General features: G+C 58.2%; 19 protein-coding genes. 14 read left to right on the forward strand and 5 right to left on the reverse strand.

The features are described 5' to 3' along the window. The first annotated feature begins 89 nt into the window (after nucleotides 1-89). The 13 genes from HNQ72_RS16380 to HNQ72_RS16440 all read left to right on the forward strand — a co-directional run bounded on the left by HNQ72_RS16380 (nucleotide 90) and on the right by HNQ72_RS16440 (nucleotide 14448). On the forward strand, nucleotides 90-998 hold the full coding sequence (locus tag HNQ72_RS16380; RefSeq protein ID WP_183993323.1) for a dihydrodipicolinate synthase family protein: 909 nt from the start codon (nucleotides 90-92) through the stop codon (nucleotides 996-998). After that, nucleotides 995-2161, forward strand: coding sequence for a mandelate racemase/muconate lactonizing enzyme family protein (locus tag HNQ72_RS16385; protein WP_183993324.1), 1167 nt, complete (start codon nucleotides 995-997; stop codon nucleotides 2159-2161). Before HNQ72_RS16380 ends, HNQ72_RS16385 begins: the two co-directional genes overlap by 4 nt. A gap of 24 nt (nucleotides 2162-2185) precedes the next feature. Next, nucleotides 2186-3457 carry an ABC transporter substrate-binding protein gene (locus HNQ72_RS16390; protein WP_183993325.1) on the forward strand — a complete coding sequence of 424 codons (1272 nt, stop codon included), beginning with the start codon at nucleotides 2186-2188 and terminating at the stop codon, nucleotides 3455-3457. A 67-nt stretch (nucleotides 3458-3524) separates the two neighbouring features. Then, nucleotides 3525-4451 (forward strand): carbohydrate ABC transporter permease, encoded by a 927-nt coding sequence (locus HNQ72_RS16395; protein ID WP_183993326.1) that lies wholly within the window; start codon nucleotides 3525-3527, stop codon nucleotides 4449-4451. A gap of 10 nt (nucleotides 4452-4461) precedes the next feature. Continuing rightward, a complete protein-coding gene (locus tag HNQ72_RS16400; protein ID WP_148144203.1) occupies nucleotides 4462-5292 on the forward strand; it encodes a carbohydrate ABC transporter permease in 831 nt (276 codons plus the stop codon). Nucleotides 5293-5294: 2 nt separating this feature from the next. Next, nucleotides 5295-6377, forward strand: a complete 1083-nt coding sequence (locus HNQ72_RS16405) for an ABC transporter ATP-binding protein (RefSeq protein WP_183993327.1) — start codon at nucleotides 5295-5297, stop codon at nucleotides 6375-6377. Then, nucleotides 6374-7357: an NAD-dependent epimerase/dehydratase family protein gene (locus HNQ72_RS16410; protein ID WP_183993328.1), complete on the forward strand. Its 984-nt coding sequence runs from the start codon at nucleotides 6374-6376 to the stop codon at nucleotides 7355-7357. The genes HNQ72_RS16405 and HNQ72_RS16410 overlap by 4 nt, the downstream gene beginning before the upstream one ends. Continuing rightward, nucleotides 7354-9048 (forward strand): SMP-30/gluconolactonase/LRE family protein, encoded by a 1695-nt coding sequence (locus tag HNQ72_RS16415; RefSeq protein WP_183993329.1) that lies wholly within the window; start codon nucleotides 7354-7356, stop codon nucleotides 9046-9048. The genes HNQ72_RS16410 and HNQ72_RS16415 overlap by 4 nt, the downstream gene beginning before the upstream one ends. Next, entirely contained in the window at nucleotides 9038-9799 is a 762-nt protein-coding gene (locus tag HNQ72_RS16420) for an SDR family NAD(P)-dependent oxidoreductase (protein ID WP_183993712.1), read from the forward strand. The genes HNQ72_RS16415 and HNQ72_RS16420 overlap by 11 nt, the downstream gene beginning before the upstream one ends. A 483-nt stretch (nucleotides 9800-10282) precedes the next feature. Continuing rightward, nucleotides 10283-10471, forward strand: coding sequence for a diguanylate cyclase domain-containing protein (locus HNQ72_RS31260; RefSeq protein WP_425503153.1), 189 nt, complete (start codon nucleotides 10283-10285; stop codon nucleotides 10469-10471). Beyond that, nucleotides 10405-10680 (forward strand): diguanylate cyclase, encoded by a 276-nt coding sequence (locus HNQ72_RS31265; RefSeq protein WP_183993714.1) that lies wholly within the window; start codon nucleotides 10405-10407, stop codon nucleotides 10678-10680. The genes HNQ72_RS31260 and HNQ72_RS31265 overlap by 67 nt, the downstream gene beginning before the upstream one ends. A gap of 221 nt (nucleotides 10681-10901) precedes the next feature. Next, a complete protein-coding gene (locus HNQ72_RS16435; RefSeq protein ID WP_183993331.1) occupies nucleotides 10902-12410 on the forward strand; it encodes an ATPase domain-containing protein in 1509 nt (502 codons plus the stop codon). Continuing rightward, the gene (locus HNQ72_RS16440; protein WP_373289478.1) at nucleotides 12385-14448 is read left to right on the forward strand and encodes an ATP-binding protein; all 2064 of its coding nucleotides are present in this window, start codon (nucleotides 12385-12387) and stop codon (nucleotides 14446-14448) included. The genes HNQ72_RS16435 and HNQ72_RS16440 overlap by 26 nt, the downstream gene beginning before the upstream one ends. 321 nt (nucleotides 14449-14769) lie before the next feature. Here the strand turns inward: HNQ72_RS16440 and HNQ72_RS16445 are convergent, their stop codons facing one another. The 5 genes from HNQ72_RS16445 to HNQ72_RS16465 are packed head-to-tail and all read right to left on the reverse strand — an operon-like array spanning nucleotide 14770 to nucleotide 20145. Continuing rightward, nucleotides 14770-15729 (reverse strand): glycoside hydrolase family 26 protein, encoded by a 960-nt coding sequence (locus tag HNQ72_RS16445; RefSeq protein ID WP_244654494.1) that lies wholly within the window; start codon nucleotides 15727-15729, stop codon nucleotides 14770-14772. Nucleotides 15730-15746: 17 nt separating this feature from the next. Beyond that, entirely contained in the window at nucleotides 15747-16247 is a 501-nt protein-coding gene (locus HNQ72_RS16450; protein ID WP_183993332.1) for a DUF995 domain-containing protein, read from the reverse strand. Between the two features lie 46 nt (nucleotides 16248-16293). Next, entirely contained in the window at nucleotides 16294-18138 is a 1845-nt protein-coding gene (locus HNQ72_RS16455; protein WP_183993333.1) for a glycosyltransferase, read from the reverse strand. Further along, on the reverse strand, nucleotides 18135-19118 hold the full coding sequence (gene galE, locus HNQ72_RS16460; protein ID WP_183993334.1) for a UDP-glucose 4-epimerase GalE: 984 nt from the start codon (nucleotides 19116-19118) through the stop codon (nucleotides 18135-18137). Before galE ends, HNQ72_RS16455 begins: the two co-directional genes overlap by 4 nt. A 1-nt stretch (nucleotide 19119) precedes the next feature. Next, complete coding sequence (locus tag HNQ72_RS16465; protein WP_183993335.1) at nucleotides 19120-20145, reverse strand: UDP-glucuronic acid decarboxylase family protein; 1026 nt, start codon at nucleotides 20143-20145, stop codon at nucleotides 19120-19122. 336 nt (nucleotides 20146-20481) lie between these two features. On the opposite strand from HNQ72_RS16465, the gene HNQ72_RS16470 reads away from it, so the two are divergent. Beyond that, the gene (locus HNQ72_RS16470; RefSeq protein ID WP_183993336.1) at nucleotides 20482-20802 is read left to right on the forward strand and encodes a hypothetical protein; all 321 of its coding nucleotides are present in this window, start codon (nucleotides 20482-20484) and stop codon (nucleotides 20800-20802) included. Nucleotide 20803: the final 1 nt, after the last annotated feature.

Raw genomic sequence — 20803 nt, forward strand, 5'->3', positions numbered from 1 at the left:
TGGGGGCTTGTCATAGGGCGCAAGCATATGTAGTGTCAATTAGTGAATTCATTGTTTCACATTGTGATACTTCATTGGGAGGCGAAGAAATGGCAACTGGTCTGAAGGGCATCTTGCCTGTCTTGCCGACGCCTTTTTTGGCGAATGGCGGTGTTGATGAGGCGGGAATGTCGCGACTGGTGCAGTTCGCTCTCGATCAGGGTGTGGATGGTGTCGTGTTCCCAGGTTTCGCCAGCGAGGTGGAAAATCTCACGGCAGAAGAGCGTGCCAGGCTTTTGAAGATCGTCGTTGCCAGCGTGGCGGGCCGGGTACCCGTGGTTGCCGGCGCAAGTGCTGCAGATTGGCGCGACGTGGTGGAGCATGGCCGGATCGCAGCAGGCCTCGGCATTCGCCATCTGATGGTGCAGCCGCCGAAATCGGTAGGCACCGATGCAGCGGCTCTTATCGATTTTCTTGGCAAAGTGGTCGAGGCGCTGCCCGAGGTGGAGATCATCCTCCAGAATGCGCCGGCCCCTCGCGGTTCAGATCTGTCGCCGCAGGCGATCGTCGAGATCATCCGTGCCTTGCCACGTGTTTCCTATGTGAAAGAAGAGACGCTGCCGGCAGGGCCTGCCATCAGCCACATCATCGCCCATGCGCCGGAAAGCCTGAAGGGCGTCATCGGTGGCGGTGGGGCGCGTTATATTCTCGACGAATATGCGCGCGGCGCGACTGCGGCTATGCCGGCCTTGGAGATTGCCGGCGAACATGTGGCGATTGACCGGGCGCTGGGCGCCGGCAGACGCGATGAGGCCCGACGGATTTATGTGCGCACCCTGCCGCTACTTGTTCTGCAGGCGGTCTATCGCATGCGGCTGACCAAACATGTTTTGGCCCGTCGTGGCATCATCGATGGCGTTAGCGTCCGTGCGCCTACGCCGGACCTCGATGCGGCGGCCATTGCTGACATTGATGCAAACCTGGTTGAACTCGGCCTTCTGGCTTCGGAGGCTGCATGAACAGCCCCGTCGCAACCATCGAGGTTTTTACCCTCACCCAGTCACGTAAAGTTCCGTATCTCGGCGCATTGCGGGAAGGAGAGGTGGTTAATCCAAACGGCTATATAGTCCGCAAGGGTAACCGCACGGTCTATCCCACCTTCGACCGCAGTGTTCTCGTCCGTATGACCACGCAAGCTGGAACGGTTGGCTGGGGTGAAACCTATGGCATCGTCGCACCCGGGGCGGTTGCCGCTCTGATCAACGATCTTCTTGCCGGCTTCGTTATCGGTCGCGACGCGTCGGATCCATCCTCTATCTACGACGATCTCTACGACATGATGCGGGTGCGCGGTTATACCGGCGGCTTCTACGTTGATGCGCTGGCGGCCCTCGATATCGCCCTCTGGGATATTGCCGGCCAGGAAGCGGGAAAATCCGTTCGCGATCTGCTCGGCGGGGGCGTCGACAGCTTTCCGGCCTATGTCTCCGGTCTGCCGGAGAAGACTCTCCAGGCTCGCGGAGAACTGGCAAGATACTGGCAGGATCAGGGGTTCAATGCCTTCAAATTCGCAACGCCTGTGGCAGATGACGGCCCGGCGGCAGAGATGGAAAACCTGCGAAAGGTTCTCGGACCCGAGGCGAAGATTGCTGCAGATATGCATTGGAACCAGACGCCGGAACGGGCGCTTGAACTGATTGCCGAGATGGCGCCGTTCGATCCCTGGTTTGCCGAGGCACCGGTCTGGACAGAAGATATCGCCGGGCTCGAACAAGTCTCAAAGGGCACCGATATCCCTATCGCTGTCGGCGAAGAATGGCGTACCCATTGGGACATGCGCGCCCGTATCGAGCGTTGCCGCATTGCTATCGTGCAGCCGGAAATGGGCCATAAGGGCATTACCAATTTCATCCGCATCGGTGGGCTTGCCGCCGAACACGATATCGACGTGATCCCACATGCCACGGTCGGTGCCGGTATATTTCTAGCCGCGAGTCTGCAGGCATCATCGACACTGCCAACGCTCAAGGGGCACGAATTCCAGCATTCGATCTTTGAGCCGAACCGTCGCCTTCTTTCCGGCGACATTGATTGCCGCGAAGGTCTCTATCATCTGCCATCCGGGACAGGGCTCGGGGTGAAGCCGTCGGAGGCGGCGCTCGGTCTGCTTGAACGTATCTGAATTGGTTCTTTGGAGGAGGAAGCCATGAACAAGAGAGTGAAAAGACTGGCGCTCGGCGCCGCGACTGCAGCCGTGATGACGATGGGTGGCTTTGCTCCGGCAATGGCCGATACGGTATTGAAATTCATTTCCTGGCAGACCGACGATGCCGGAACCGGTGAATGGTGGCATTCGGCGATTGCAGAGTTCGAGAAACAGCACCCCGGCGTGAAGATCGAGTTCACCAAGGCGGAGCGCAGCTCATACGCGGATACGATGACGACGCTGTTTGCCGCCAACCAGCCGCCGCAGATCGTTCATCTCGCCTCGTTCGAATTCCAGATGTTCGCAGACAGCGGCTGGCTGGAGCCACTCGACCCTTGGCTGAAGAAAGACGGCATCGACATGACTGGCTGGGCCGGCCAGAAGACGTGCGAATGGAACGGCGAAACCGTCTGCATCATGACGAACTACTTCGGTTTCGTTATGGCCTATAACAAAAAGATCCTGGGTGAAGCCGGTATTGCCGTGCCGAAGACCTATGACGAATTCCTGGCAGCGGCAAAGGCCACCACCAAGGATCTCAACGGCGACGGCATCATCGACCAGTTCGGCACGGGCCATGAGACCAAGGGTGGTCCGGGGCAGTATCTGACCGAGATGCTGAACTACATCATCGACGCGGGCGCCTATTGGACCGATAAGGAAGGCAATATCACCATCGATACGCCTGAAATGGTCGAGGGCCTGACGCGCTGGAAGACAGTCATGAAGAGCGGAGTCAGCCCGGTCGACATGAGCGCCAGCGACGTGCGCAAGCTATTTGCCGATGGCAAGATGGCCATGCGCCTGGACGGACCGTGGCTTTACGGCACAACTGAAAAGGGCTCGGCCAAGAGCGATATAGTCTATGTCGCGCCGCCGCTGACGCCACCGCTTGGTGGATCGTCGAATGTGCTGGCCATGCCGTCCGATATTCCCGACGACCAGAAGCAGCTTGTCTGGGATTTCATCAAGCTGACGATGACGCCGGAATTCCAGCGCAGCTATGCGACGATGGGCGGAAACACGCCGCCAAGCCCGAAGGCCGATGTCTCCGGCGTGGAGAAGACCATTCCCCATTTCCCGGTGCTGCTCGCGACAATGAAGGCTGCATCCGAGAAGGGGATCGACCGCGTGCCGACCGGCCTGGAGCTTTATTACAACGAGTTCAGCAAGATGATCATGGAGGAGAGCCAGCGGATGATTATCCAGGATCTCGATCCGGCGGCGGTAGCCAAGACCATGCAGGCCAAGGCCGAAACCATCAAGGGCTGACCCGCTGTCAGCCCATGACCCGCCTTGCGGGCCATGGGCAACTCAAAGCATTCGGAGGAGACCATCCATGACCGACACCGTTCAGGCGGGGCGGCGCAAGTTCTTTGACCTTGCCCGTCCCAGCCGGCAGCATCTTCTCGGCTATATCCTGATCGCTCCGGCGGTGCTGATGGTCGCCGCCATCATCGTCTGGCCGCTGATCCTGGCGATCGACCTGTCCTTTCAGCAGGTCAAGATCCCGAGGCTTGGCGGCGCCAGCCGACCGTTCTCGGTAAGCAACTATGTCTGGCTGTTCTCCTCACAGGAGTTCTGGCTGGCCTGCTGGGTGACGCTCAAGCTCGTGATCGTCGTGACTGCTGGTAGTGTTGGGGTCGGCTTGAGCACGGCGCTTCTCGTCAACAACCGTTTCGAAGGCCGCACCGTTGCCCGGCTCGGCATGGCGCTGCCCTGGGCTGTGCCGGAAATCATCGCGGTCGTCATCTTTGCCTGGATGTTCGACACGTCGTTTGGTCTGTTCGGCTGGCTGGCGATAAAGCTTGGCTTCGCCGACCAGATGATCCCTTGGGTCAGCAGTTCGACAGCGGCTTTCTGGGCCGTTGCGATCACCATGGTGTGGAAGGGGTTTCCTTTCGTCTCGATCATGTGCCTTGCGGGCCTGCAGTCGATCCCATCCGATTATTACGCCGCCGCCAAGGTGGATGGTGCAAGCAGCTTTCAGCGGTTTCGCTGGATTACCATGCCGCTTCTGATGCCGGTTCTGGGCGTCACGCTGGTTCTTACGCTGCTCTGGGTATTCCGGGACTTCTCCATCATCAAGGTGCTGACCGGCGGCGGCCCTCTGCGGTCGACGCAGACACTGTCGATCATGACCTATGATCAGGCCTTCCAATATCACAATTTTGGCCGTGCAGCCGCTGTCGGTGTGCTGACGTTGGTTATCTGCATCATCGCCAGCCTGCTGATGCTCGGTCGACGTTCGAAATCTATCTATTGAGGAGGCCTTGATGAGACGCACACTGGCACAAAGCCTCGCCCTCTATGCTACAGTGATCTTCACGCTGGTGATGATCCTCTTCCCGGTCTACTGGCTGCTGGTCACGGCCTTGTCCACGACTGACGAGCTCTATCGTCTGCCGCCAACTTTCTGGCCGGATAATCCGCAATGGGATGTATTCGCCCGCGTCTGGGCCGCAAAGCCGATCCTGCTCTGGCTGTGGAATTCGATGCTGGCGGCTGTCGGTTCCGTGGCGCTTTCCATGCTGGTTTCGGTCAGTGCCGGTTATGCGTTGTCGCGTTATTCGATGCGCGGTGGTGCAACGATGGGGCTTTTCGTCCTCACCGCCAAGATGCTGCCCGCTACCCTCTTGGTAATCCCATTGTTCTCGATCTTTTCAAGTTTCGGCCTGATCGGAAGCCTGTGGACGCTGGTGCTCGCACATTCAACCATGATCATTCCCTTCGCGACATGGATGCTGAAAGGGTATTTTGACACGATCCCGAAAGAGCTTGAACAGGCCGCCATGGTCGATGGCTGCTCGCCGATCGGCGCCATGGTGCGTGTCGTCCTGCCGATCGCAACCCCGGGTCTGGCTGCCACAGCACTTTATGCCTTCGTGCTCAGCTGGGCCGATTACGCCTATGCGCGGACATTCCTGGTCAATTCGCCCGACAACTGGACGGCCAATCTCGGCATCACCACGATGCAGGGCGAATATGTCACCTACTGGAACGACATCGCCGCCGCATCGGTGTTCATCGCCCTGCCGATCATCGCAATCTACCTGTTCCTTGAACGTTATTTGGTCGGCGGCCTTACCGCTGGCGCGGAGAAATAAGCATGGCCAATATTTCAATTCGCAATGTCAGCAAGTCTTATGGCGCGCTGAACGTGCTCAGACCCTTTTCGCTGGAAATCGAAAATGGGGAGTTTGTTGTACTGGTCGGTCCCTCCGGCTGCGGCAAGTCGACCATGTTGAAAATCCTGGCAGGTCTGGAGCCTGCCACCGAAGGTCAGATCTTCATCGGCGACCGCGAAGTAACAGATCTGGCGCCCGGCGATCGCGACATCGCCATGGTGTTTCAGAACTATGCGCTTTATCCGCATCTGACGGTTCGCCAGAACATTGGTTTCGGCCTTAAAATGCGCGGTACCGACAAGACCGAGATCGACCGGCGTGTCGATGATGCGGCGCGGATTCTGGAAGTAACCCCTTATCTCGACCGTAAACCCAAGGACTTGTCAGGCGGTCAGCGTCAGCGCGTAGCATTGGGACGCGCTATCGTGCGCCAGCCGCAGGCATTTCTTATGGACGAGCCGCTTTCCAATCTCGATGCAAAGCTGCGTGTCAACATGCGCGCTGAAATCGGCGCTCTGCACAAGCGTATCGGCGTCACCACCGTCTATGTGACGCATGATCAGGTCGAAGCGATGACAATGGCTGACCGCGTTGTCATCATGCAGGGCGGTATCATCCAGCAGATTGCTGCACCTGACGAGTTGTTCAATAACCCCGCCAATCTGTTTGTTGCCGGCTTCATAGGCTCGCCGGGCATGAACTTCCTGAATTCGGAACTGCGCGACGGCAAGCTCACCGCTTTTGGCCGGCAGATTTCACTTCCGCGAGCCACCAACGGCCAGGGGCCGGTAGTGGTGGGGCTTAGACCGGAACATCTCGTTCTAGGCGATGCCCCCGTCACCTTTGGTGTAAAGCCGACACTGGTCGAAAGCCTGGGATCCGAAAAGTACGTCTATTTCGATGCCGAGGGTGCCCGGATTGCTGATGGTGACGAGGGCAAGTCCAAGGGGTTGATCGCACGCGTGTCGCATACGGGCAGTCTGCCGCGAGACGAGGAGATCAGGCTTGGCTTTGATCCTGATCAACTCTACCTTTTCGATCAAAAGACGGGTGAACGGCTATGATCCTTGTTACCGGATCGTCTGGGCGTGTCGGTCGCGCCGTTGTTGCCGTCTTGCGCGCCAAGGGCCGGATGGTGCGGGGTTTCGATTTGCGTCCATCGGGAACAGGTGGAGACGAGATTATTGGCTCGCTAGAGGATGCGGCCAGACTGGCGGAGGCTACTCACGGCGTCACCGATATCCTGCATCTCGGCGCCTTCATGTCCTGGGCTCCGACGGACCGTGATCTCATGTTTGCTGTGAATGTCGAAGGTACGCGCCGCCTGCTGGATGCCGCCTCGGCTGCTGGCATCCGCCGTTTCGTGTTTGCCTCTTCAGGCGAGGTTTATCCGGAAAACCGCCCGGAATTCCTGCCGGTAACCGAAGATCATCCGCTCAGCCCCACTTCACCCTATGGGCTGACCAAATTGCTTGGCGAAGAAATGGTCCGCTTTCACCAGCGTGCCCGCTCGATGGAAACAGTAATTCTGCGCTTCTCCCACACGCAGGACGCTTCCGAATTGCTGGACGAAGAAAGTTTCTTCTCCGGTCCACGATTCTTTCTGCGCCCTCGGATTCGCCAGCAGGAGAGTTTGGGGAACACGGCAGTGGCCGATCTTCTCAGGTCGAAGGATATCGGCACACCTGCCCATGTATTGGCACGCAACCAGAACGGCCGGCCGTTTCGCATGCATATAACCGATACCCGCGACATGGTGAGCGGCATCCTTCTTGCCCTTGATCATCCCGATGCGGCCTACGGTACTTTCAACCTGGGCGGAACTGAGCCGGCAGACTTCTCCGAACTTTTGCCGCGCATGGCTGAGCTCACCGATTTGCCTGTCGTTGCAGTCGATTTTCCCGGCGACGGCGTTTATTACCACACCTCGAACGAGCGGATCAGAAACACGTTGGGGTTTGAGGCGGAATGGACGATCGACCGGATGCTGGAAGAGGCCGCCGCCGCAAGGCAGCGACGCCTCGCCGGGGAGAAGAGGCAATGAAACCTGAGACACCGGGTGGTACAGCAGCACTGGCGAAAGGCCTGACCCTTCTGGACATGGTTGCCGATGCGCCCGAGCCTTTGCGTTTTGCCGAACTCCTGCGCGCGTCCGGCCTGCCAAAACCCACATTTGCCCGTATCCTGCGTACCCTGATCGCCTATGGATTGGTGCGCCAGGACGAAGCCCGCGGCACCTATGTCCTTGGCCAGCGGTTTCTCGAAATGTCCCACAAGGTCTGGGAGAGTTTTGATCTGGTCTCCGCCGCCACGCCGGAGCTTGAACGGCTGGCGGCCGAGCTCGGCGAGACAGTCGCATTGTGCCGGCTGGATGGCGTCATGGCGCAATATCTGGCCGAACGCTCGCCCAATGGACTGTCAGTTCGGGTTGAAGTTGGCCGCCGCGTGCCGTTGCATTGTACCGCTCCGGGCAAGGCTCTTCTCGCATTTCAGGACCCCGCGGTGGGACGGTCGCTTACGGAACGCCTGACGCTGGACCGCCAGACGCCGCAGACGATCACCACTCTTGAGGGTTTGCAGGCAGATCTGACCCTGACGAGGGCACGCGGTTATTCGATTTCCTATGAGGAACATCTGCTGAGTGTGAATTCAGTCGCGGCTCCCGTGATGGGACGCGACAACACGCCGATCGGTGTGCTGGTGGCGCTTGGCCCTTCATCGCGCCTCGAGGCATCCAATATTCACCCGGTGGGGCGCGAACTGATCGCTGCTGCCCGTCGCATAACCGGTGCTGCAGGCGCCGTTGCCATCAGCTCGCGGCCCCGGCCACGCTCCGCGACCGGCAAGCCGACGGCCGAACTGAGCTGCATTCTGCCCTGGGGAGCACAGCTGGGCGAAAGTCCGGTCTGGCACGCAGCCGAGAATGCGCTCTACTGGGTTGATATCCTTCACCCCGCCGTTCACCGTTTTGATCCTGCAACAGGTCGCAACGACACCTGTGAAACGGGCAGGCTTGTCAGTGCTGTCATTCCGGTCTCCAAGGGACGCCTGCTGGTTGCATCTCAGGACGGACTGGAATGGCTTGATTTTGCCTCCGGCCGCCTTGCGCCTTTTGTCAGCCCGGAGGCCGACATTGCCGACAACCGGCTGAACGACGCAAAATGTGGGCCGGATGGAGCGATCTGGGTCGGTTCGATGCGTATCGATGCCTCCAAGCAGACCGGTGCGCTCTATCGCGTCGATGAAACCGGTGCGTTTGAACGCAAGGAAGGCGGCATCATCGTTTCCAATGGCCTTGGCTGGAGCCCGGATGGCGGCACTTTTTATTTCGTCGATACGGTGCCGGGTCTGATCCACGCCTACGATTTCAATCCCGCGACCGGCACGCTCTCGGCGCGTCGGGAATTTGCCCGCATTCCGGTCTCTGATGGTCGGCCCGATGGTCTTGCCGTCGATGCTGAAGGCGGCGTCTGGTGCGCAATCTGGGATGGCTGGTGTGTGCGACGCTACTTGCCCAATGGCAAGCTGGATCAGGTAATCGACATGCCCGTGCCGCGGCCTTCGAGCATCGCATTTGGCGGACCGGACCTTTCCACGCTGTTCATCACCAGCGCACGCACACGCCTGCCGGCCTCGACACTGGCCGATGCGCCACTATCCGGCGGTTTGTTTTCCTGCCGTCCCGGTGTTGCCGGTGCACACATCTCATTGTTTGGGGGAAGTAATGAATCTTGAAACCCTCTTTGGTCTTAAGGGGCGCACGGCGCTCGTAACCGGTTCCAGCCGCGGCATTGGCGCGGCCATCGCGGAAGGGCTGGCGGCTGCAGGAGCACATGTCATTCTGCATGGCACGAAAACTAGCGGAGCGGCTGTCGTGCACCAACGCATTGTAGAAAACGGCGGCACGGCACAAGAACTGGCGAGCGACCTCTCCGCGCCTGGTGCCGGCCGCGATCTGATCGAGCAGGCCGAAGCCATCGCTCCTGTTGATATCCTGGTCATCAACGCCAGTGCTCAGATCAATGCAACTTTGCCGGATCTGAAGCTGGAAGATCTTGCTTTTCAAGTGGCGGTGAACTTCGGTTCGACCGTGGACATGTTGCAGACGGCATTACCACTCATGGCTGCCCGCAAATGGGGAAGGGTAGTGTCCATCGGTTCGATCAACCAGCTTCGTCCAAAAGGGATCGTCACCGCATATGCAGCAACGAAGGCCGCGCAACACAACCTCATCCAGAGCCAGGCGCGTGATTACGCCAAGGACAATGTCCTGCTCAACACGCTTGCTCCGGGCCTGATCGATACCGATCGAAATGCCCACCGACGCGACGAAGATCCGGAAGGCTGGGCTGAATATGCCCGCACGCTGAACTGGATGGGACGTGCCGGTCAGTCTGAAGAAATGGTCGGCGCGGCAATCTTCCTTTCATCGCAGGCCTGCAGTTTCATGACTGGCGAGGCCGTTTTCCTGACCGGCGGTTATTGATGGATCTGCAGGGACAGCTAGGTTCACTTCTGCCAGTCGGCGCCGTTCTTACCCGCGATGACATGTCCGCCTAGCAGCCTATTACCGAGACGACAGTTCGAATTCTTCGAGTGCTTCATAGCGTGCAGGATTGGCCAGGATATCTGCCGGCAAGCTGATCGACCCGCGCTAGCGCTGTCCGGCGGTTCATATCGCATCAAGACCTAAGTGCGCGGCTCGATTGGGCGGCACATGAGAGTTGAGAACTGGCTTACGCCAGTTCGACGAGAAGAAGCAGTCTGGCGATCTTATGCCTACTTCCAACGAGAGCCGGATCATGGGGAGGGTCCTTCTTTCCAAAGCCATCATGCTCGCGATTTTTATTGTTCCACCAAGTACATAAGGTTGTATCCGTTTACTGGATAACCGCGCGCCTCTTCGGTGGTTTCACTTCGGGAGGGCACGGCTTGTGATCGGATGCCTTATCGCAATGCTTCTTTTCACATGTTGATCGAAGTCGATCATTTTAAGGCGTTAAACGATATCTACGGCCAGGTCGAGGGAGATCGATGCCTCAAGGCGATTACGGCCGTGTTCTCAACTTTGATACGACGGCCTGCCGATAGCTGCGCTGGCTACGGTGTGAGGAATTTGCCGTCCTCCTCCCAAACACCGATGCAGCTGGAGCACTGAACCGTGCGGAGATTATCCGGCAATCGGTTGCGTTCTTGCACATCATTCATGCCGGAGATGAGCATGGACATGTCACCATCAACATCGGTGTAACGACAGTGCAAGGTGAGCTTGCTCAGTCGGCCCTGTTCCAGTCCGCCGATCAAGCGCTATGCATGGCAAAAGCTGGCGGGCGTGATCGCGTAGCTGCGTCAATCATCGATATGTAACAGCAGTTGTTGATGGTAAACGTTCGTCGGCTTGATCTGCGGATCGCCTTATTGAGCGCAACGTCACAGTTGACCAGCCCATGAAACAAACACTGATTATCACTCGTTTACGTGTTGCGATCGCACGTCAGCTCCAGCGCGCCCGACAGGTAAAGGTTTAAAGCGCACTGTCTTGTCTGGTTGGAGTAGCACGCTAATTCACATGGTCTCAAGGAGAGCACATGACAGACCTTAAGACGGAAAAAGCACGGACAGGCGTTGAAGGTCTGGATGATATTCTTGACGGAGGTCTGACCCGTCGTCATGTATTCCTGCTTGAAGGATCTCCTGGTACCGGAAAGACGACTATCGCGTTGCAGTTTCTGCTTGAGGGCGCCTCACTCAAGGAGCGGTGTCTCTATATCAGTCTTTCCGAGACGGAGGACGAGCTTAGGGATAGTGCACTCTCGCATGGCATCGACTTTGGCGACACGATCGAAATTTTCGAGCTGGTTCCACCCGAAAGCCTCCTCGACGAGGATCAGCAGCAGAGCTTGCTATATTCGTCTGATCTGGAACTTGGCGAAACAACCAAGCTGATCTTCGAGGCATTCGAGCGCGTGAAGCCGCATCGTGTCGTCATCGACAGCCTGTCCGAAATCCGCCTCCTTGCGCAAAGCTCGCTTCGCTATCGGCGGCAGATTCTGGCGCTCAAACATTACTTCGCGCGTTCCGAGGCAACGGTTCTGCTGCTAGACGACATGACATCCGATCAGCTGGACAAGACTGTCCACAGCGTCGTTCATGGTGTTGTTCATCTGGAGCAGCTTGCCCCGGATTATGGGGCCGAACGCCGACGGCTGAGGGTCGTCAAATATCGGGGCCAAGCCTTTCGCGGTGGCTATCATGACTTCATTATCAGGACAGGCGGTGTAGCCGTCTTCCCTCGGTTGAGGGCCGTCGAGCACAGGATCTACTTCGAGCGCACGACATTGAAGAGTGGTATTGCCGAATTCGACGACCTGCTTGGCGGTGGTATCGAGCGAGGTTCAAGCACGCTGCTGATAGGTCCGGCCGGCACGGGCAAGAGCTTCTTTGCTCTGCAGTTTGTCGAGGCCGCAGTCGAGCGCGGAGAAAAAGCGGCGGTGTTTCTCTTCGATGAGGAGCTTGGCCTGCTGTTCGCACGGACCAAGGCTGTGGGCCTCGATCTCGAACAGATGCGAGATGAAGGCCTCCTTCACATCGAACAGCTTGATGCCGCAGAGCTTTCGCCCGGTGAATTCGCACAGCGCGTCCGTGATCGGGTTGCGAGTTTCGACGCCAAGACCGTCGTCATCGACAGTATCAACGGATATCAGGCATCCATGCCCGGCGAAAATGCTCTGATCCTGCACATGCACGAGCTGTTGCAGTATCTTAACCGACAGGGCGCCAACACATTCCTCACCGTGGCACAGCACGGTCTTGTCGGGGACATGAAGTCGCCGGTTGATGTGACCTACCTTGCCGACACGGTCATCTTGCTCCGCTATTTCGAAGCCATGGGTAAGGTCAGGCGCGCTATCTCTGTGATCAAGAAACGTACTGGCAGACACGAGGACACGATACGCGAATTCACGATCAGCAATGCTGGCCTTACCGTAGGTGAGGCGCTTTCCGGCTTTCAGGGCGTGCTACGCGGCGTGCCGACCTTTGTCGGCGACCGCGGCCCTCTGATGGCGCTCTCTGGCGAGGACCGCAACAATTCCTAATCGCAACGCCATTGGCTTGATCCATGCACCGCGCGGCCGCGACGCTCAGATCGCGGCTTCGCTCCTTGCAGCGGCAGGTATCGAAAGTCGCGTCATCCCAGACCTTGTCGGTTTTGTCGAAGCGCTTGGTGACGATGTGTCGTTTGCCGTCGTCACGGAAGAAGCGTTGCGATCAAGCGACTTGCGCCCGCTTTCTGCCTGGATCGAGGGGCAGCCAAGCTGGTCCGATCTTCCTTTCATTATCCTGACAAACCGCGGCGGTGGGCCGGAGCGCAATCCGGCTGCATCTCGCCTGTCGGAAGTGCTCGGCAATGTCAGCTTCATCGAGCGGCCGTTTCACGCCACAACATTCGTCAGTGTCGCCCGATCAGCATTGCGGGGACGACGTCGCCAATTCGAGGCGCGCCTCAGGATCGAGGCGCTCGACGAAGGTGAAAGGCGCCTGCAGACGGCGCTGGAAGCTGGCCACCTCGGTGCCTGGGAGCTTGACCTCGCCACTATGGTCCTGACGACGTCGCCGACATGTCGGAGCGTTTTTGGTCGTGGTTCAGAGGAGGGTTTCACTTACGAGGACCTGATTGCCAGCATCCATCCCGACGACATCGAGCGAATGAAGGTGTCGGTTGATCTGACGATCGCAACGGGCCGTGACTATTCGATCGATTACCGCACGATCTGGCCGGATGGCTCGCAACACTGGGCAGAGATTCGCGCTCAGCTCTATCGGGACCGTGGCGGCCAAGCCATCAAACTAGTCGGCGTATCGGCAGACATTACAGACCGCATTCGCCAGGAAGAGCAGCAGCGTCGTCTGAACGAAGTCCTGGAGGAAAGGGTTCTTGAACGAACGAAGGAGCTCGAAGACGCCCACGCTATCGTCATGGCAGAGGTATCGCAGCGCCAGCACGCAGAGGAGCAATTGCGCCAGGCGCAGAAGATGGAGGCGATTGGCCAACTGACCGGCGGTGTTGCGCACGACTTCAACAATCTGCTGATGGCGGTGCTCGGTAATCTTGAGCTCTTGCGAAAGCATGATGCCGGAGATGCCAAGGCAGAACGGCTGATCGACGGAGCCATGCAGGGCGCCAGGCGCGGCGCATCGCTTACCCAGAGACTGCTGGCCTTTGCCCGCCGGCAAGATCTCCAGATCGGTCCGGTAGATCTGCGTGGGCTTGTGTTTGGCCTGGAGGATTTGCTCAAGCGCTCGGTGGGCGCCACCATTCTGATCCAAATTATTGTTCCGGACCACCTGCCGTCCGTATCCGCGGATGCGAACCAGGTCGAACTCGCTTTGCTCAATCTTGCCGTCAATGCCCGAGACGCCATGCCGGGAGGCGGCTCCCTGCGCATCGAGCTCAGGCAAGTGGAACAGGTCACTCCCCAGGAGACACTTTCAGCTGGCCGCTATGTCGTTGTGTCGGTCACCGACCAGGGTGTGGGCATGGACGCCGCAACTTTGAAAAAATCCGTCGAGCCGTTCTTTTCGACCAAGGAACTTGGCAAGGGCACAGGTCTTGGCCTTTCGATGATCCATGGGCTGGCACTGCAGCTCAAAGGCGATCTGAAGCTGACCAGCGAAGTGGGCTTAGGTACCACCGCCGAATTGTGGATCCCCGTCTCGAATGACGACGAAATCCGGCCAGATGTCGCCGAGCTGGCTGTTGAGGAGGCCGCAGCCACAGCAAGGCCCTTGCGGATCCTGCTTGTCGATGATGACGCGCTCATCGCCATGAGCTCGGCAGACATGCTAACCGATCTGGGACATGATGTCGTCGAGGCGCATTCCGGCCGCGAGGCGCTCGAGTGTCTAGGTGATGGCAACGGCTTCGACCTGATGATCACCGATTTCTCTATGCCAGGAATGAACGGCGGTGAGCTTGCAATGGCGGCGAGGGCCGTGCTGCCGAGCCTGCCAATCCTGATCGCCTCCGGCTATGCGGAGTTGCCGCCGGGCGTGGGGCTCGATTTTGCGCGCCTTGGAAAGCCGTACACCCAAGATCAGCTTTCAGCCGAAATCGGGAAGTTGACCGCCCACTGAACAGTTCGTCCTGTTGCTCATTCCCAAAACAGGGCGCGGTAAACGCCAATCATCGAATAGTGAAGCAAAGTCCATAGTCGAATATTGTCGATTAAGGCAGCCGGACTGTTCAAACTGCAACCTGTCCCTACCACGTCTATTGCATTGAATGCTTGGTATGCACCATCGGAATCCACCTCCCAGTACCTTTTGCATGGCTTACGGCACCTTATGATTCGACAGTGCCGCTTTAGCACCTATTCCTGGCAGCAAAGTGGATTTCAGCCAAGCGGAGGCACAAGTTACGCACGCACAATCGGTTTTCATCGCAGTGCCTAACCGCTACCCTAAGCTACCGGTTCGTACGACCCTCCAATCTGGTCTGCCTAGGTTATAGGGCCAAGGATGAACCTCGCGGTCATTGAAATAGACAACCTCTTCAAGAAGCGGAAATTCCTCGCGATCTTGTGTGACCTCGTCCATCCAGGCCGTCAGATAGTTGTCGCCGCCTTCATAGCCCAGTTCGGCCACCCAGACGGGTTTGGAGAATTCTTCGACAAGGCCGTATCCCTGAAGGAGATTGTCGCTGAAGCTGCGCGGATTGCCGTGGGCAATCCTGTCGAATGCCTCGAGCCCGAAAACCGACAGGCCGACATAATCGACGTAATTGCTTCCCGGATAATAGTCCCGCAAGCCGGGAACTCCTTTGGGCGACCACATCAACTGCGCCTTCGGCGCTTCCTTCCTGACTATATCCATCATTCTGCGGTAGGCGGTTATATAGGCGTCAGGCCTCCAGCCTGCCCATGAGAAGCGACTTTCATAGTCTTCCATTTCCTGCGCCCAGCGAACGATGGCCGGGCTCTTCATTTGCCCGATCAGGTGCGCGATTTCGCGCATGTTCCGATCGTAGGTGCCATTGAGGATACGTGTCTGGAGCTCGCCGGAAGTGAGACGGAAATTCTCGTCCCATGACCATGGCTCCACGGTGATCAGCAGGTTACGCCTGCGTTGCAGGGCATAAGCGTCCGCTGCGGGTAATGACGAAAGGTCTACATCCTCCCAGGGCATGAACAGCGCCTCGGTCGTTACATTCGCCTGTTCGGTAAAATCTCCGTGCGGATCATAGGCGCCGAACCTCAGTCCCGGCGTATGCACTGTAGGACGTTTGTCCCGGATACGGCTACCGGCGGTCGCCGATAACAGGTTTTCCCCCTGTGCGAGGGCAAAATGACAGGCGCCAGCCACTGCAATGGTCGCTATGCCTGCTCCGACGAATTGTCGTCTGTCGATCGATTTCATAACGGGCCTCCTTTCCTTCAATTTCCAGATGTTGATGCCTGCCACTGGCGAATATGCGATGCGACCGTGTCGGCGCTGACAAGCTTGGCAGCTTCATCGCCCTTACGCTCCGGCGCATGACGGAAGACATACCAGTGACCGAAGGGATGGCGCCGCTGGAAGATGGTATCGCCGATCCTGACATGGCCGAAACAGGTAGCAGCGCGTGCGTTGCCGTTGCTTGCATACCATTTTGCCAGAATGCAGAGCTTTCCATTGTCATCAACGACCCAGCGTCCCTGGCCCACCGATGGCTTGCCGCCTTCACGTGTATAGGCGGAGAAGCGGTTGTCACCGGTATCGAACCGTCCTCCGCCCGCGCTCCAAAGCCAAGTCCTGTCGCCGTATATCGCCTTCAGTTCCGAGGCCGGAACGGGCGCGGTCGGCGGCGGTGTAGACGCCTTCTCGGCCAGGGCCGGCAAAGGGCCCAGGACGGTGACGAGGAAGACGCCAGCCAGCCATAGATGTTTCTGTTTCATTGTCTCCTCCTTGTTCTCAACGCAAACATCCGGGTGAGAAACCGGTCTAGATATCCTGTTGCGCACCAAAGCCGTTCCAGTGGAAACGGAACGTCGTGATCTTGGTCCGGCTGCGATGACCGGCGCCTGCCACGGTGAAGCGTGTTTCGCTGAAGCTGACGATGTTCTGGCCGTAGGAAAGTGCCTCGACGGAGCCTAAGGCGTGTTGGCTCAGTTGCCCGCCGCTGACGAAAACGGCAGCGACAGCGCAAAGGGATGCCATCGTGATGCCCTTGGCCCGCGCCACTGTAAGCATGCCGTTTTCCCAGCCATGCCTGAACGCGATCAATGTCGCGACCGTCGCATAGGCAAGCGTGTTGATCGCCGCGAAGATATAGAAACCACGGGTCTCGTTCGCCTCCGGTGCGCCGACCATGACCGCCGCGCTGCAGGCGGCCAAGCCGAGATAGGGAAGAATGACCCTTGTCGGCAGCATTCGCGACTGCTCGCCCTTGGGAGTAATGCGGAAGTCGACAAAGCGGCTGCTGAGGCTGTCACGAACTGCCATCAGGGTACCGGCCAGCGACCATGGCCAGCGGACCATAAGGAAGAGCATGCCCTCCCAGCCGAACAGTTTGGCACCGCATGGACGATAAAGCCCCGTCGAGCGCCAGAAGAATGCCAGCCCGACGAGTACGATCGTGAGGGGCATGAAATGCTGCAGAAACTGCGCATAGCTTACCTCCGCGAATGCACGGCCGGTCGCCAGCGAAAGAAGCGGCATGGCAAACATGACCGCCATGAAAACAGAAAACAGCGGATACCACAGTTGCGAGAAGACGAACTGAAACCTCAGCCTTGAAGGCAGCCTGCCGATCAGATGCGGCGAATATTGCAGCAGCAGGCTCGTCAGGCTGCGTGACCACTGAAACTCCTGGACGGCAAGGTCTGCGAAGGTGGCAGGGCCGTCGCCGTGAGCGATCGCATCGACGGCGTGAACACCACGCCATCCGCCGGCATTCATCATCAAAGTGGTGGAATGATCTTCGGCAAGTTCCGGACCCAGTCCGCCGATCTGTTTCAGTGCCTTCGTACGCACGGCATAGTGGGAGCCGATGCATAGCGGCGCCCATCCATTATTATATCCGACCTGCAAGGCGCCGTGCAGGCTCGCTTCCACGTAAAGCCGGCCGCGCGCTGCCCAACTTTCTTTCGCATTGGCATCACATATGCTCGGTGCAGATACATAACCGACTGCCGGATCGGAAAACGGCTTCATCACCTCCCTCAGATAAGTGAGTTCCGGCACGTGATCCGCATCGAACTGTGCAACGAAGTCATATCGGTCATAACCGTACTGATCGTAGAAATAGGCAAGGTTGCCCTCCTTGCAGCGCGTGCGGCGCGGCCATTCGGACCTATGATAGGCTTCCACGCCCTTGCGTGTGGAAATGAACACGCCGCGCTCACTGCAGAATTCTCGCGTCTCTTCGGATGGATCCTCGTCGGCCAGCCAGACATCATAGTCCATCTCGACCTGGTCAAGCATGGCAAGCAGGGTCCGGCGCACGACGCTGAAGGGCTCTGACGGGGCCTTGGTGACCACCATGGCAATCCGTCCATTCGGGGGCGGGACGGAGGCCTTCATGCGTCGTGCGCCGAAGAAGATTGCGATGAAATAGAATGGGATGAGTGTGATCCAAGCGAGAATGACGCTCATCAATATATACAGCGGCCAGCTGCCGACATGTTCCGGCTGCAGCCACCAGCGCCAGAAATAGATGACCGCAGCAAGCCATATGAACCCACCAATTCCATAGAAGAGCCTTTGCCGCCCGCAGAAGACGGGTTCGAGCATCGACTGATCGACGATGTTCTGATGCCGAGCCGGGATGTCGATCTTTCTCATCATCGGACAATCTCCAGACCAAATGTCGGGCCGGCTGTGCGGATGATTGTGGCAAGGTCGGAGCGCCAGGGCACAAAGCCCAGCGTTGAATGCGCCATGGCCGTATCGGCAAACAGGATCGGCGGATCCCCCGCACGCCTGGGATTGAAGGCAACAGGAACGGACCGCCCCGTGAGGTGGGATATGGACTGCAGGATCTCCCGGATTGACGTCCCACGCCCCGAGCCGAGATTGACGCGAAGCGTATCGCCTCCGCCGAGAAGATGGCGGACGGCGGAGACATGGGCATCAGCGAGATCGGACACGTGGACATAATCCCTGACACAGGTACCGTCGGGGGTGTCGTAGTCAGTGCCGAATACTTCGAGCAGGTTCAGCCGTCCTGCGGCGGCCTGCAGTGCGCGGGGAATCAGGTGTGTCTCGGGCTCGTGTCGTTCGGAAACATCTCCTGCAGGATCTGCTCCGGCGGCATTGAAGTAACGCAGCGCCACGTAGCTAAGTCCGTAAGCGTTGCCGTAATCCTCGAGCGCATGCTCGAAAACGAGCTTGGTACGACCATAGGGGTTGATCGGCTTCTGCTCGCTATTTTCGCGGATCGGAAGCTGATGCGGTACCCCATAAGTCGCACAACTGCTGGAGAAGACCATGTGGCCGACGCCGGCCGCCAGGCATGCATTCAGCAGTGAAAGACCGCCGATAACGTTGTTGCTGTAATATTTGCGCGGATCGTTGACGGATTCGCCGACATAGGCATCGGCGGCACAGTGGATCACACAGCGCGCATGGGAACGCTCAAGGTTTTGCCGAAGTTTTTCGAAATCTGCGATATCGAGTTGGACCAGCGGCCCCCAGCGAACTGCGTCGGCGTGACCGGTCGAGAGATTGTCGAGGGCAATTACCTGGAAACCAGCTTCCGCAAGCGCCTTGCAGACATGGCTGCCGATGAAACCTGCTCCTCCGGTCACGACGACGGTATCGGTCATGTCACGCGACCTCGACCGGCTGGGCAGGTTTCGCTGAGCGAAGGACGCCGTCAAAATAGCCGATCGTGCGGGAAAGGCCCTCACGAAGCGGCACGCGAGGTTCCCAGCCGAGTTTTTCGCGCGCAAGGCCAATATCGGGGCGGCGTTGCTTGGGGTCATCGATCACCGCGGGCATGTAGATGATCCGCGAGCGCGAATTCGTTAGTTCCAGCACGAGCTTGGCTAGCTCAATGACAGGTATTTCGACCGGATTGCCGAGATTGATCGGCCCTATGACGTCGGGGCCGGCATTGGAGAAACGAATGAAGGCCTCGATCAGGTCGTCGACATAGCAGAGCGAGCGTGTCTGCATGCCGTCTCCATAGATCGTGATATCCTGGTTGGTCAGGGCCTGGACGATGAAATTCGAAACGACCCGGCCGTCGTCGAGGCGCATGCGCGGACCATAGGTGTTGAATATTCGGCCAACCTTAACGTCGGTCCGGTATTTGCGGTGGTAGTCGAACAGCAGTGTTTCGGCGCAGCGTTTGCCTTCGTCGTAGCAGCCGCGCGGGCCGATCTGGTTGACGTTGCCGCAATAGGTTTCCTGCTGTGGATGCTGTAATGGATCGCCGTAAACCTCAGATGTAGACGATTGTACGATGGTTGCACCGTGCAGCCGGGCCAGTTCGAGGCCATGAAGCGCTCCGAGCACGCCGGTCAATAACGTGCCGACGGGATCACGTTGATAGTCCGGTGGCGAGGCAGGGGAGGCGAAATTGAATATCAGAGAGACATCGGCATCATAGGCATCGCGGACATCCTGTTCGATGACACTGAAATCCGGGTTGGACATCAGGTGGCTGACGTTACTACGGCGTCCGGTCGAAAAGTTGTCGGAACATATGACGCGGTGGCCATCCTGGAGAAGTCTTTCACACAGGTGCGACCCCAGAAAGCCCGCGCCGCCCGTCACGAGTACGTATCGTGGCAAAGGCCTTGTTGCAATGTCTGCGAGACCTGGAGCCGTAATCCCGATTTTACGCATAAACCTACCTCCTCCGGCAGACGCTGCCTGCCGGTCGATATTCCAGAGTTGAAAGGAGCAAGCGGGTTCGCTTGGATGCAAGCTGAGTGGTTCGTTTGAAGAACGCGCTGGAAAACTTTAACGTTCTCTTAACCGAATTAGCTGCCTAAATTTTGGTCGCGTCAAACAAAAAACTTCATGATTACACGAATTTAGGAGGGAAGTAAGGTTAACTGCTGAGACTGATTAACCCGTATGGGTTAGGCTTTCCGCCAGGCATTCCATGCATCCATGATTTGCTAATGTAAACGGATTAGCCTAGCTGATGATTGCAGGCGAACACTACGGAGCCCCATCGTGAGCAGGAACAGCATCCCAATTCGTTCATTGTTTTTTGCCGTATTGGGTGCGGTCCAGGCATCCTGCTCGGTCGTGGATGGCGGGATGGCGAGCGATGAAGCTGGGGCCACGAAAGCCCCGGTCGTCGACGCGGCCGCGGCAAGCTCATTTAAAACCAGGAGCTACGCCTTCTCTTCCGCAAAGCCAGTCCTTATTGCACTGAAGGACGAGGCGCCGGAAGATGGAGATTTGAAGGGAGCATCTTCTTATCTGGGGAGCGCACCTTATATCTGCACGCCGAGTGGCTTTGGGCGCAAAGCGCACTGCTTTCTGCGTTAAT

Origin of the sequence: Aliirhizobium wenxiniae, from assembly GCF_014201355.1 — a bacterium.
GTDB classification, from domain to species: Bacteria; Pseudomonadota; Alphaproteobacteria; order Rhizobiales; family Rhizobiaceae; genus Neorhizobium; species Neorhizobium wenxiniae.

What these genes read in the sequence shown, in the direction of transcription:
- HNQ72_RS16380 (WP_183993323.1), top strand. Translation starts at nt 90, where the DNA reads ATGGCAACTGGTCTGAAGGGCATCTTGCCTGTCTTGCCGACGCCTTTT.
- HNQ72_RS16385 (WP_183993324.1), top strand. Translation starts at nt 995, where the DNA reads ATGAACAGCCCCGTCGCAACCATCGAGGTTTTTACCCTCACCCAGTCA.
- HNQ72_RS16390 (WP_183993325.1), top strand. Translation starts at nt 2,186, where the DNA reads ATGAACAAGAGAGTGAAAAGACTGGCGCTCGGCGCCGCGACTGCAGCC.
- HNQ72_RS16395 (WP_183993326.1), top strand. Translation starts at nt 3,525, where the DNA reads ATGACCGACACCGTTCAGGCGGGGCGGCGCAAGTTCTTTGACCTTGCC.
- HNQ72_RS16400 (WP_148144203.1), top strand. Translation starts at nt 4,462, where the DNA reads ATGAGACGCACACTGGCACAAAGCCTCGCCCTCTATGCTACAGTGATC.
- HNQ72_RS16405 (WP_183993327.1), top strand. Translation starts at nt 5,295, where the DNA reads ATGGCCAATATTTCAATTCGCAATGTCAGCAAGTCTTATGGCGCGCTG.
- HNQ72_RS16410 (WP_183993328.1), top strand. Translation starts at nt 6,374, where the DNA reads ATGATCCTTGTTACCGGATCGTCTGGGCGTGTCGGTCGCGCCGTTGTT.
- HNQ72_RS16415 (WP_183993329.1), top strand. Translation starts at nt 7,354, where the DNA reads ATGAAACCTGAGACACCGGGTGGTACAGCAGCACTGGCGAAAGGCCTG.
- HNQ72_RS16420 (WP_183993712.1), top strand. Translation starts at nt 9,038, where the DNA reads ATGAATCTTGAAACCCTCTTTGGTCTTAAGGGGCGCACGGCGCTCGTA.
- HNQ72_RS31260 (WP_425503153.1), top strand. Translation starts at nt 10,283, where the DNA reads ATGTTGATCGAAGTCGATCATTTTAAGGCGTTAAACGATATCTACGGC.
- HNQ72_RS16435 (WP_183993331.1), top strand. Translation starts at nt 10,902, where the DNA reads ATGACAGACCTTAAGACGGAAAAAGCACGGACAGGCGTTGAAGGTCTG.
- HNQ72_RS16445 (WP_244654494.1), bottom strand. Translation starts at nt 15,729, where the DNA reads ATGAAATCGATCGACAGACGACAATTCGTCGGAGCAGGCATAGCGACC.
- HNQ72_RS16450 (WP_183993332.1), bottom strand. Translation starts at nt 16,247, where the DNA reads ATGAAACAGAAACATCTATGGCTGGCTGGCGTCTTCCTCGTCACCGTC.
- HNQ72_RS16455 (WP_183993333.1), bottom strand. Translation starts at nt 18,138, where the DNA reads ATGATGAGAAAGATCGACATCCCGGCTCGGCATCAGAACATCGTCGAT.
- galE (WP_183993334.1), bottom strand. Translation starts at nt 19,118, where the DNA reads ATGACCGATACCGTCGTCGTGACCGGAGGAGCAGGTTTCATCGGCAGC.
- HNQ72_RS16465 (WP_183993335.1), bottom strand. Translation starts at nt 20,145, where the DNA reads ATGCGTAAAATCGGGATTACGGCTCCAGGTCTCGCAGACATTGCAACA.